The 13,501-nt window shown below is 50.4% G+C and carries 5 protein-coding genes; 3 read left to right on the top strand and 2 right to left on the bottom strand.

Annotated elements, in window-relative coordinates; genetic code table 11:
- Positions 1–469: 469 nt before the first annotated feature.
- Both AAC022_RS05965 and AAC022_RS05960 read right to left on the bottom strand, forming a co-directional pair.
- Positions 470–2,530, bottom strand: a complete 2,061-nt coding sequence (locus AAC022_RS05965; protein ID WP_339728957.1) for an isochorismatase family protein — start codon at positions 2,528–2,530, stop codon at positions 470–472.
- A 206-nt stretch (positions 2,531–2,736) separates the two neighbouring features.
- Positions 2,737–4,524: a thioredoxin domain-containing protein gene (locus AAC022_RS05960; RefSeq protein WP_339728955.1), complete on the bottom strand. Its 1,788-nt coding sequence runs from the start codon at positions 4,522–4,524 to the stop codon at positions 2,737–2,739.
- 1,065 nt (positions 4,525–5,589) lie between these two features.
- Here AAC022_RS05960 and AAC022_RS05955 point away from each other — a divergent pair.
- From AAC022_RS05955 to AAC022_RS05945, 3 genes are all read left to right on the top strand, one after another.
- Positions 5,590–6,714 carry a hypothetical protein gene (locus tag AAC022_RS05955; RefSeq protein ID WP_339728952.1) on the top strand — a complete coding sequence of 375 codons (1,125 nt, stop codon included), beginning with the start codon at positions 5,590–5,592 and terminating at the stop codon, positions 6,712–6,714.
- A 59-nt stretch (positions 6,715–6,773) separates the two neighbouring features.
- Positions 6,774–10,361, top strand: a complete 3,588-nt coding sequence (ccsA, locus tag AAC022_RS05950) for a cytochrome c biogenesis protein CcsA (RefSeq protein WP_339728949.1) — start codon at positions 6,774–6,776, stop codon at positions 10,359–10,361.
- 261 nt (positions 10,362–10,622) lie between these two features.
- Entirely contained in the window at positions 10,623–13,451 is a 2,829-nt protein-coding gene (locus tag AAC022_RS05945; protein ID WP_339728945.1) for a right-handed parallel beta-helix repeat-containing protein, read from the top strand.
- Positions 13,452–13,501: the final 50 nt, after the last annotated feature.

Raw genomic sequence — 13,501 nt, 5'->3', positions numbered from 1 at the left:
TCTGATTTGGTGTGCGTCAAAGAAATGATTTTTAACACGGTATTTTCGACAATACCCGGTTATTTAAACGTAGGGGCAGTACCCATGTGTCTGCCCGCCTAACGAAACTCAACTCTGTATTGTTCTGCAAATGGGTCCAAATCGAACCTACGCACGTTGGCCATACATTCCACCCTAACCCTGCGGGCGGACACACGGGTCCGCACCCTACGACAACACGGCTGGGAAGGTTTCTCTAGAATCGGAATAGCACCGTCGGACAAGCCAATCGATGGCACACGGAAGTCTTATATAGAAAGCAAATCTTTGAACCCATTAATCCACAACAGAAAGTAAGCCTCAGCAAAACCGGTCGCTTTCTCTGCCACATCCTGTTGCCTGCGGCAATCCTGAATTACATTCAGGACCACCCTTTCATAACGTTTTCGTGTCCTTTCGTGTTTTTCGTGGTAGCAAAAACTTGCGTAATCTACGGTTTGAACACAATATCGGTCACGGTTCCGAATTTCGCAGGCAAAGGCATATTCGCAAATTCGGCATCATTGCCCACCCGATACTGCCAGCGTCCCGCTAAAGGTAACACACCTGATGTTGAAACTAACTTTGGAACAGATCGAAAATCGGACGCCCCGGTTTCGCCTTTCACCTGCAACACAATCAGGTTGGCATCATTGACCGCCACTGGCTGGCAGTCGATTTGAAAACCAGCGTCTGTTTTCTGAAGAGACGTTCCATTGAACCAGGCGTTGACTTCGGCCCCATCAGTGCTGGCTACTTTCAACAACAGCGGTTTGCCCGCCAGCCATTTTTCAGGAACGCGAACCACACAGCGATACCAGCGGCTCTGTTTCGTTTTCTCTGCTTTCTCTACCCCGGGAATCTGCACGACAGACCAGTGCGGTGCTGCATGAAGCGTGACTTTTTCAGAAACGCGCACGTCAGCCGGATCAAGGCCAGCAGCCCAGTAGATGCCGTTCGTCAGCAGCCGCACATATTCCCGTTGTTTGAAATCTCCCGTGTGACCGAGTGAAGTATAAAACGATTTGCCACCGTCTTTCCGTTTGAATGTCCAGGCGACTGGCTCGGCTGGCTTACCCTCAATTTTCCCCGTCATTAACACGATGGTATTTTTCGCCAGCGGAGAAACTTCGTAAAGCGAATAGGCCTGCGGGAAGGATTTCTTGGGAATTCCGGCCAGAATGGGGTTTTCCTTTTGTGCTTCGTTAATCGTAATCATCGACTTCAAATCGTTGGCGTAGTGCCCATGATAACTGCCACCAAAGACTTCCGCGTCAAACCCAGGCCAATCCTGCAAACCCTTGGGTGGCTGTTTGCCTCGCAGCGAAAAGGCATGGCTGGCGGTTCGAATTCCAACGACCGGTTTCCCCGCTTTGACATAATCGCGAATCGCCTGCATCGCTTTTGGAGGAAGTACGCGTCGACGAACGCTGAACAACACAACGTCCGCATCCTTGATGGCTTCGATACCGGGGATCGAATTGCGGTCCTTGTCATCGGCAAACACCATGCTCACACGAAAATGTTTTCCCAGCTGTTTGGCAGCAAATTCGGGCAAACTCTGATTCGTCTGATACTCGGCTTCCGCCATCACGATCAGCAGATGAGGACGCTGATCCCGTTTAAAAGTAAATTCCTGACCACCCAGAATCTGGTCGCTGGTGATTGTCGGGCAGACAAATTTTTCGATGTGCGAAAAAATCAGATCGTTGCCGGTAAAGTGACTCACGTAAGGCCAGCTTTTCGGGTTATACATGGTGTCGGTCATATCACGGATGAGGACCACGTTCTTCCCGTTTTGCGCCAGCTGCCGCAGACCAAAGGGCCGCCCCAACACACACATATTGGTATGTACGCCGGTCAGAATCACATTCTTGATGCCACGACTTTCCAGAACCCGCCAGACCTCATCCCCTTTATCACTGATATAATCTTTGTCGCCATCGATTGTGATCAGGGGAGACTGGCTCTTCCAGGGTAGCCCCGGATCGCGTCCCAGTGATTTCAGTTTTTTGGCCCAGGCCGCATGTTCTTCCGGATCATCGTCTTCGCCGCCATCCGATTGATCAAGCGGATAAACGGCCCGTTCTTCGCTGGGAATTTTCGAACACCAGTTTTCAATTCCTTCCGGAATCGGCCCATTGTGCTTTACCTGCATCGCCCGCATGCGTGCCGGGTGCCCCAGATAGGCGGGCATGCAGTCACTGGGAGCATGAATAATCGTCACGCCTTGTGAACGTGCCTGCTTCAGCAACTTATCCAGACGAGGTGCAAACTGTTCCAGTCTTTTGACGGCATTCAGGCAATGGTGATAATCCCAGACATCGCAGACAATGATCGCCGTTTGTTCCGGATTCCAGTGTTCCGAACGCTGCAAACGATGGTACCGCCCGGAGTCTTTACTCGTTTCCTGCTGATAACGGAGTTGTAACTTGAGATCCTCAGCCGACAAAGAAGTTGTCGTAATCAAAACCAGACTCAGGCAGGCAGCCAGCTTGCATAAAGTATTCACGTGATGTCTCCAGGTGGCAGGCAACGGGAAGGAACGGTAGAACACATTCTGCTGACGGCATCAACAGTCTCTTCATTCTAAAGAGAGACTACACTAGAACAAAAGTCTGAAAGCGAAAAACAAAAAAATCCAGCCTGAAAAGTAAGTTGCTTTCCAGGCTGGATCAGTAGTTTTAGTGTATTTCAGGCTATTCTGAGCGTGTGAGCTTACCGACGAGATTCAGTAGAGCGGCGGTAGCGTTCGAGCCGTTGTTTCACCTGCTCGATTTTCTTCCTTTGCTGCTGATTGGAAACAGACGCTTTCTGGGCCGTTTGTTTGAATGAAGACGGCGGTCGAAAACTCAGATCTTCCGGTTGTTGCGATCGACTCTGACGCTGAACACTGGCAACACGTGGCAGACTGCGACTGATGCGTTTGTCTCTCGCACGTTGCTGCGTTTGTAGTTTCCGCGTCTGCACTTCACCCGGTTTGAAGCGGGCGGAAGTTGGCTGTGGCTGATTGCTCACTTCACCTGAAAGATACGAAACAAACTTGGAACTGGCCTTATTGATAATCACCACACGACTGGCTGATTGAGGTTTGTTCAACGGACGAATGATGCAGACGACTTCTGCTTCCCCTGCCTGATCCATAGCAGCCTGCAGTTGAGACAGATCCGGATTTCCGGTTGTCGCCGATGTGATGGATTTACTGGGCATCGCCCGTTCCAGAAAATCATCCAGTAATGCCTGATTGGGTTCGGACCGCATTTCCTGTCGTGATTCCGCCATCGCCAGTTTGACTTCGGGAGCACTCTGTTCCATTTCAGGCTGCTGCTTGTACAGCGCCGTTAATTTTGAGTCATCCAGTAGTTTGTGAACCACAGGCAGGCCGGCATATAATCCGCGTTGATCATCTTTATCAACAGCAAAGCAGACGCCCACCAGTTGACCAGATCGATCGAACAAACCACCGCCAGAACGTCCCTGCACGGGCATCCCCGTGCATTCAATATTGTCAGGGCCTAAAAATCGATTCAGTTCCGTCACTTTAATTTTTTCCAGTGTCGGAAACTCGCCGCCGTTACACCCGATACTGGCGACCACATCACCGGCTTTCACTTCATATTCTATTCCGGCCACTTTCGCTGCGGAAACAACACCCGATGTCGGGATCGAAATCAGACCCACATCGCCTTCCATGTTGTATCGCACCAATGTACCAACATAAGTTTCGAATTTCTCGCCTTGAAACACATCAACTTCGATTACGGAATCGTTCTTTAATTCGCTGAAAATGTGACTGCAGGTCATAATCAGGGTTCGTCCCACAGAACTGTGAATGATCGTACCCGACCCTAAATCCATCCCTTTTCGGTCCTTGACGCGAATCCGGACTGTACTCGCACGCCAGTCATTGACGGCCGGCGGCTGTGATGACTCCACTAAGTGATCGCCGGTTGCATCACCAAACTGAGCTCGGATCACAGGCTCTTCCACAGGCACCGATTCTTCTGCTTTCGATTTACCAAAGAAGGGAATATTGAATCCGCGCGATTTCTTTTTTGGTTTTGTCTCGTTTTGTGCCAGCTTAATTGGTGGTTCAGCAGGCTGACTCGCTTTTCTCTGCTGATTGGCAGCAAAAATCACTGAGTCCTCTTTTTTTGAACCCGCCGGTGGTTGTGCTTCCTGGGAAGGAATCCGTGCCAGCATCCGTCTCAGATTGCTTTCCGTCGTTGAGCCCACAGATCGTGCGACTTCCCGACCTTCGACAACCAGCACAAATGCAGGAATACTGGATACGTTAAAACGTCGCGCCAGTTCTGGTTGCTGATCAACGTCCACTTTTTTGATCGGAAAACCTTCGCGCTTCAGACGCGAAATCAACGGACTCATTTTCTGACAGGGCCCACACCAGGTCGCAGTAAAGTCCAGCAGCACTCCCTTGGGAGCCGCAGCACTGGCTGAACCGGAAATGACAAGAAATGATAATACGACTGTCGTCAAAAACTTCATCTACCAACTCCTCAAAAAGGTTGGTTTGAACGCACACGGCGTCACTGTTTCAGATAAAGGGGTATATTCTCTAGAGTCTTGCCGAGAAATTGGATTGTTTCTCAGAAAAGAGCAGACAACCAGACTGGTTGTCGTTTGCAGAGAAGCAGTGCGGCGAGATTGAATGACAACCTCTGCGTGAGCGAGAAACTGCTTAAACCCTCTCTTAATCTGAAGAGATTCGACAGTTCGAAAGTTCACAGCTCTATTGAATACATCAACGAGCGATGTCTGTGAAAATAGCTTCACGATGTGGCTTCCATGCCTCTTGGTTCGTTCCAACAATGTGTTGGGATTTTAGATCAGTTAAATTGCGAATCGAGTCGGTCTTCCTGACCATCTGCTTTGATTCGAGTGATTTGTCGGTTCCGTACCTGTGTACAAGTATGAATGAGAAACGGGATTCAGAATCCCATTTGTGACGGGTAATGAAATAGGATGCACCTTGCGTACCAGAAAAACAAATTATTTTGCGAATTATTCGCCAGAACGCGTAAATACATTAAAGAGTATTCTTTGTAAATAGGATTCTCTCTGGAACCTTTTACAATCAGCGCTTACAGAAATCAAATTGTTGTCTTTTTTACAAGACATTGTAATTTTTACGCTATTTTCCATAGTTTTTTTAACAGGCACTTTTTGAGGGCCGGTTGTGGTGGTATCGCAGCGCAAATCAGAAGGATTTTGAGAGGAGCCCCAAACTGGTTGTGTACTTTTCGGCTTTGAAAGAACTATAATAAAACAGTGGCCATTCTGAGCTCGAATTCAACAGGTTCGAACTCGGAAGCCTTTTCTTAAGCAACGGTTATTTAATCACTTACACCACCTGAAGAATGACGCCGTCTTTCTTCATACCGTCCCACCTTGAACATATTTACAGAACCGTTTTCTGTTTTCTCCATATTACGAAACGAAGAGGCGATCAAAGACCAAACACGATTTCAATTCATGGAATCGAATTAACAGACGAATCGCTTTGAATCATTTGACCCACTGATGTATCCAACTCTTTTCCGAATGAAACGCATGAAACAGATATTCCCCGTTCTAATGACGCTCCTGCTGTTCATCCCTGCCGGCTGCAGCAAACAGGAAGAGATCACCTCTTACACCGTTCCGAAAACAGACTCTGGCTTGGGTCCTGCTGGATCAGACAGTGCAATGGCACCCGCCAAAGATGTCCGTATGCTGGCGGCGATTTTACCCGATAGTCCACAGTATTGGTTTTTCAAAATGACTGGCGCTCCCGAACAGGTGCAAGCCGAGTTCGAGCCGTTCGTTCAATTTCTCAAATCAGTTTCACTGAAGGATGGTAAACCAGAATGGAAAGTTCCGGAAAACTGGGAACAGCTGCCGGGCAATTCCATGCGATTTGCCACACTGAAAGTGAAAGGCAGCGACCCGGCCGTTGAACTGTCAGTCATGCCTCTCCCCGCCAACAGTGATCTGAATGAAGCTTTACTCTCGAACATCAATCGCTGGCGCGATCAGGTGGGCTTGGGCAATATTACCGAAGCGCAGCTGAAAGCCGCTTCAGACACCCCCGCTCTGGACACAGAACTCTTCACTGTGAAAGCCGGCGATCAAACCATGACGGTCGTCAGCCTGAAAGGCAAGATGGCGGCCAACCCCATGGGTCGTGCCCCCTTCGCCTCCGGAATGATGGGGGGCGGCGCAGGTCGCCCTGCTCCCGGTCCAAGTCCCGCGAATCCACCGGTAGCCGCTGCTCCATCACCAGTCAAATTCGAAACGCCTGAAGGCTGGAAACCCGGTCGTAGTGGCGGAATGAGAAAAGCCGCCTTTAATATCACCGCCGGAGATGAAACCGGAGAAGTCACGATCATCGATCTCTCCAAAGAGTATTCTCCCTTACTTCCCAATATCAATCGCTGGCGGGATCAGGTCGGCCTGAAAGACATCACAGAAGCCGAACTCCCTAAAGAGTCTGAGCAATTAAAGGCGGGCGATCTGGAAGCCACCTATGTCAAACTAATTGGCCCGGAAACGTCCAAGCCAGCCAAGGCGATTCTGGGAGCAATTCTCTACAGAGATAATCTCGCCTGGTTCGTCAAGTTCACCGGCCCCCCAAAACTGGCCGAACAGGAACAGGACCGTTTCAAACAGTTTGTCCAGTCCATCCGATTTGAATAAGCCTTCACGATAGATGACTCAAAACGACATTTATTGCGTTCTAGTTTCAGGAAATGATCATGTCGACAGATAAACTTTCAGACAAATCCAGCGAATTTGCCACAACGGAATCCGATGCGGGTTCTGTAAATATCAATGAGCACCTCCTGAAATTTTTAAAGCCTATTGCATCGCTGCGACTGACCGTAGTGCTGTTCGCGATGGCCATTTTCATCATTCTGGCCGGCACCCTGGCACAGGTGAATAAAGATATCTGGGTTGTCATCGACGAATACTTCCGCACTGGGATCGCGAGGATTGAATTCAAAATCTTCTTCCCCCCCTCCTTTTTCCCGAACCTAGATCAACAGAATATCCCCGGCTTCATTTACTTCCCCGGCGGCTGGCTCATCGGTTTTATGATGGGTATCAACCTGTTCGCGGCACACTTCATTCGCTTTAAAGTTCAGGCCAAAGGTACACGACAAACAGCAGGCTGGGTTACCATTGCCGTCGGGCTATTGATTACCTGGGCTGTGATTGCCAGCGGCTCCAACAAAGATGGTTTCCAGGAAACACCGCTCTTAAGCTGGTCTGCATTATGGGCGATGATCGAAGTCGGAATGGCAGCATGTATCCTTGGCTGTCTGTGGCTTTTGTTCCAAATTGAATCCTTTCGCAAAGTCGAACGCTGGCTCGCTGCGGGAGGCGCTCTACTGTTTGCTTGCCTGCTGGCCTGGTTTCTGTTTCAAGGTGATGCGGCCCGCTTTAGTGATGCATCGATGCGAATTCTCTGGCAACTCATCAAAGCCACTTTTGCTGGCGTGGTCCTGTTGGCAGGCTGTATTGTCCTGTTTAAAAAGCGGGCGGGAATCGTGCTGCTGCACGGTGGCGTCGGCCTGATGATGCTCAGCGAACTAATGGTCGGCACCATGGCCGTCGAAACCCAGATGACAATTTCCGAAGGGGAAACGACCAACTACGTCCACGACATTCGCACAATTGAACTCGCGATTATCGACCAGACCGATCCGAAACAGGATCAAGTCACCGTCATTCCCAAATCGATCTTACTCGCGAAACAGCAAGAAGTCGTTTCTGATGCGAAGCTCCCCTTCAACTATGAACTGGTAAAATATTATCCAAACGCGTCCATTCGCAAAATTTCCTCACTCACTGCCGAGGAAAAAAAACTCGCCGAGAACCCGGCTACAGGTGGCGTCGGTAAGGACTGGATTGCCTTACCCGCCCGCAGCGCAACGGGAACCGACACCGGCGGAGGCGTCGATACTCCGGCTGCTTACATTAAAATCATCGACAAAAAAACAGACGAGTCACTGGGCGTTTATCTTGTCAGCCTGGAGATGGCATTACAGGAAATCGGCGAGCAGGTTGAAGTGGATGGTACACCATACAAACTTTACCTGCGTTTCAAACACACTTACAAACCCTATAGTGTCAGACTGATTGATGTCCGCAAAGACGATTACGCCGGCACCAGTACCGTCATGAATTATTCATCCGATATTCAACTGGTTGATCCCACCACGAACGTCGATCGGGAAATCAAAATCTGGATGAACAACCCGCTCCGTTACAGCGGCGAAACATTTTATCAGAGCGGCTATCACGCCGACCCCCGCACCGGCAAGGAAATGACCACTCTGTCTGTTGTCACGAATATGGGCTGGATGATCCCTTATGTTTCCTGCATGATCGTCGCCGTTGGCATGTTGTATCATTTCATGATCACCCTGCTCCGATTTCTGGACCGGCGCGAAAAACAAAGAAATGCTCCTGCCCCAGTCGCTGAGTTCTTACCCCCCAATGACTTTGAAAATGCTGCCTCGAAGAAGAAGCAACAGTTAACGGCTAAACTGACGACCTATCTGATTCCTGCTCTGGTCCTGGTGATCTTTGGTGGCTACCTGATGAGTAAAGCCCGCATCCCTAAAACACCTTCCAGTCAAATGAACCTGTATGAATTCGGTCAACTCCCAATTTTGTATCAGGGACGCTCCAAGCCCATTGACACTCTAGCCCGCAACAGTCTACGAATGATTTCTGGCCGACAGGACTTCAAAGATCAGGATGGGAAAAAACAACCGGCGATCAAATGGCTGCTGGACACGATTGCCAAACCGCGCGAAGCGTTTGGGTATGATGTCGTACGGATTGAGAATCCCGAACTCCTGCATACACTCGGACTGAAAAAACAGCCGGGGTTCCGCTACGCCTTTGACGAATTCATTGAAAAAATCCCCGAACTCTCTAAACAATCTGATCTGGCACGTAAAGCCGGTCAAGGAAAAGCTAGCTTGTATCAATCCCAGGTCCTCGATCTGGAAAAGAAAATCGGTGTCGTCGACTTACTGATCCAGTCATTCACACCTCCCAATATCCGCGCGGAATCGGCACGAGAAGACTTAATCGAAGCGATTCGTCGTCATGGAATGCTCGATCGCCGCAACCCTCCCCGGGCCATACCGCCGGGCGGTGAAGCGGAAGAAGAAACCGAATGGCAAACCTATGCCTATGCCTGGACACGTGACCTGGTCAAAGCCAGTTTTTCCAAAGACAAAGAAAACGAAGCCACCCAGGCCTGGACCAAAATTCTGGTCGCCTACTCTCAAGGCAATGCACAAGAATTCAATAATGAAGTCCGCAACTATCAAACCTGGTTGAAAAAACATCGGGCCGATCTGACGGATGCCAATCTATCCAAAATTGATTACGAAGCATTCTTCAATCACTTTGAACCGTTTTACTATTGCTCGGTTTTATACTTGATCGCATTTATCCTAGTCTGTATTTCGTTCCTGTTCTGGCAGAAACCAATGGGGGACGCCGCCTTCTGGCTGATCGTCCTTACCTTTGTCGTACATACCTCTGCTTTGATTCTACGAATCTATATCTCGGGACGCCCTCCGGTCACCAACCTGTACTCCTCTGCTGTCTTTATTGGCTGGGGTGCCGTGCTGGCGGGGATCGTCATCGAACGCATGAATCGGCTGGGCATCGGCAACTTGCTCGCTTCGGTCGCTGGATTTTCTACGCTACTCATCGCCCACATGCTGGCTGGTGACGGTGATACGATGGCCGTGCTGCAAGCGGTTCTCGATACCCAATTCTGGCTCGCGACTCACGTGGTCTGCATCACGCTCGGCTACGCTGCCACCTTTGTAGCCGGCATGCTGGGTCTGTTTTATATTCTGTGGGGAACTTGTACCCCGCGCATGACCGCAAGTGCAGGCAAAGAGATTATTCGCATGTTGTACGGCGTACTCTGCTTTGCCATTTTCCTGAGCTTCGTAGGCACCGTGCTTGGCGGACTCTGGGCCGACGATTCCTGGGGCCGCTTCTGGGGCTGGGACCCCAAAGAAAACGGGGCGTTGATCATCGTGCTCTGGAACGCACTCGTCCTGCACGCCCGCTGGGGAGGCATGGTCAAAGACCGTGGTCTGGCAATGCTTTCGATCGGCGGAAACATTGTCACCAGCTGGTCCTGGTTTGGTGTGAATGAGCTTGGAGTGGGACTACATTCCTACGGCTTCACAGATGGAGTCCTGATGGCACTTGGGTTGTTCATGCTTTCCCAGCTGGCTGTAGTAGCAGTCGCCTTGATACCACAAGACCGCTGGTGGAGTTTCAAAAAACGCAATGTCTGATGGAGAGTGAGAATCGGAACTCATTTTGTTGGCATCGATCCTTCTAAGTTGATTTTGGACAGAGATACCCTAGGGTATCTCTGTCTGATTTGCTGCCTCTCAGGCTAGTGTAAAACCCACGCCAATCGACAATGTCACCCCATTTTCCCTGACCGGAAAAGCTATTATCATAGGACACCCTTCCTGCAAGAACCGCTTCAGCCCTACATTCTGTTGTGACGAAAGATCTTATAACTCGACGTCTACAACGGAATGGATTCCATGAAACGTGTTTGCCTTGCTTTACTGATTGCCCTCTGCGTACCGGGTACGCTCCTCGCCCAGCCTGGGGATCCGATCCCGGAACAACAGCCCGGGTTCGAAGGCGAAAACTATGGTGGCGATGCCTCAGAACTGTTCGGCGATTCTGCCTGGTTCGGCCGCTATCGACCACATTTCGGTTACCGCTATGAAGCAGGAGACACCATCGGACGCATCGGTGGACTCTCATCCTTTGATGCGTTCTTCCCACTGCTGGAAGGGGAAGACAGCAGCTGGTTGACCTTCATTGATGCACGATTACTGCTGGGAGACGACAATCATAACCTGGGCTCGAATATTGGTGTCGGCGCCCGTCAATATATTCCCGAATATCAGCGCACCATCGGCGGTTACATTTACTATGACACGTACGATGCCGGTTATGCCACCTTCGATCAGGTCTCCGGGGGGATCGAAACCCTGGGTGATATCTGGGACGCGCGGCTCAACTGGTATGTCCCCACCGGCCAGACACGTAATCAGTATGGAACGACACACACCACTGGGGGGGGTGGCTATAAATTCGTCGGCCATCATCTCACCGGTGGTACTTTTACTCGTTACTATCAGGCCGCGATGAAGGGGCTGGATATGGAAGCCGGTGCCAAGTTCTATACCAACGACTACATGGACCTTCGCGCTTATGCAGGCTGGTATCACTTCCAGGCCAAAGGCAGCCAGCAGGCATGGGGTTGGAAATCCCGTATCGAAAGCCGCATCTCGGATATGGTTTCATTGAATCTCAGTGTGCAGAACGACCGCGTTTTCGACACGACGGTCAACTTTGCCGTCGGCATCCAGTGGCCCAGCATTTCAGGTTTGCGAGGAGGCCCTCGTTCCGACTTGAAAGCCTGGGATCGACTTGGGGAAACCCCGGAACGACTCCGCAATATCGTCGTCGACAATCAGAAAATTGAAGACCCGAATGGCGGACTGATCATCGATCCGACCACGGGACTGCCCTTTTACTTCATGCACGTTGCCACCGGTGGCAACAGCGATGGTTCCTACGAAGACCCCTACGCCACACTCGCAGCCGCCTTTGCTGATCCGCGAACACAACAGGGCGATGTCGTTGTCTATGATCACCGTAACGGTATGGAAACAGGCGACTTTACCCTCGCAGGCAATACGCAGGTCCTCTCAGCAGGACCGACGCAGTTCATCACTTCCACCATCGGACAGATCCAACTGCCCGACTCCAATACCGGCGTGAATCCACAACTCACGGGTAGCTTCACACTGAATAACCGCAGCGTGCTGTCCGGCTTTGATATTACAACAACCGGCGCTGGTTCTTCGATTATCGCCAACGGCGTGGGTAACCTGATGGTCTCTAACAATACGATCAATCATACCGGAGCTGGTACGGCAATCAGCCTGTCAAATTTAACAGGCCCCGCCACATTCAACCAGACGCCTCTTACCAAATCCGGTGGTCTAGGCGTATTGATTTCTGGGGGTAATGGAAACGTAACCTTTACCAATAGTTCGATTACGAATACCAACGGCGATGGTATCGATATCCAGAATGCAGGCGGCACGATTCAATTTGGTCAGGTCACAACGACCAATGGTACAACGTCGGTCAACGTCAGCAATAGCTCAGCGAATATTACCATTAACAATCTCAATAGTACGAATGCTGGCGGGGACTCCGTCCTGATTGATAATCTAACCGGCAGCTTTGCACTCAACGGGGGAACTCTGACGAATAGTGGAGCGACCGGCGTTACTGCTACCAATTCACAAAATATTACGATCCAAAACACAACCATTGACACGCCCACGACGGAAGGGATCTTTGCTCAGAACGTGACGAATTTCGATTTCTCGTCCAATACAATCGAAGATTCGGGCATTGATGCGATCGCGGTACTCAATGGGTCCGGAAATGGTACGATCAGCGGAAACACCATCCGCAGTGTTCTGACCGCCTTCGATGATGCTATTGATGTGGAAATTGGTGGAGATGCGACCGTCGACATTGATAATAATATCATTACCAGTGTGCTAGCGCTGGCTGGTACGGGAATCGAAGTCTCCACCACCGCCGGCAATGTGACAACACGCATCCGAGGCAACCAGATTACCAGTATCCTGAATGCCTTTGGAGACGGGATTGATTTCACGGGCAACTCGACCGGTGCCATGACCACCACAATCACCGGTAATATGATTCAAAATACGGCAGGAGTCTTCGGCAACGGGATTGGCGTAATCTATAACAACGGTTCTGCCACAACGACCATCGCGCAAAACACAATCGACTCGGATGATCTGGTCAACCTGTTTGGTGCTGGAATCTATCTGAATGTGAATACGACCGGAGTCACAAATACTACAATCAGTCAAAACACAATCTCTGACGACAACCTTGCAGCCTTGTTTGGTGATGGCATCGCCATTGACATCGATCGCGGTACCGACCATGACATCTTTATCACGAGCAACAGCATTGCGCAAACAGGCGGTGTTTTCGACGATGGCATCGAAATCCTGATGAATGGTGGCGTCGGTGCCAATGCCCGCATTCAGGTCAACACCAACACATTATTCGGCAGTGCCGGCGTCGGTGGCAGAGGACTTGATGTCGCGGTATTCTCACCCGACACACTCTGCCTGGAGGTCATGGGGAATAACTCCGATACCGCACTCGACTTCTTTGCTGCCGTCGGTGGTACCATCAATGTGGAAGACTTGCCTAATCTCTCACCGAATAACAATGGCGCCACCATCAACCTGTCAGGTGGAGGCACCATCCAGAACATCGCTGACTGCTTCCCGTAAACCAGTAAATAAATTGCGTTGGCTGAGTTAAGACTAATCAACGCGATTTA

Origin of the sequence: uncultured Gimesia sp. (assembly GCF_963976445.1) — a bacterium.
Lineage (GTDB): Bacteria > Planctomycetota > Planctomycetia > Planctomycetales > Planctomycetaceae > Gimesia.
The sequence above is the reverse complement of the archived record's forward strand: the minus strand, read 5'-3'. Positions and strand labels throughout refer to the sequence as shown.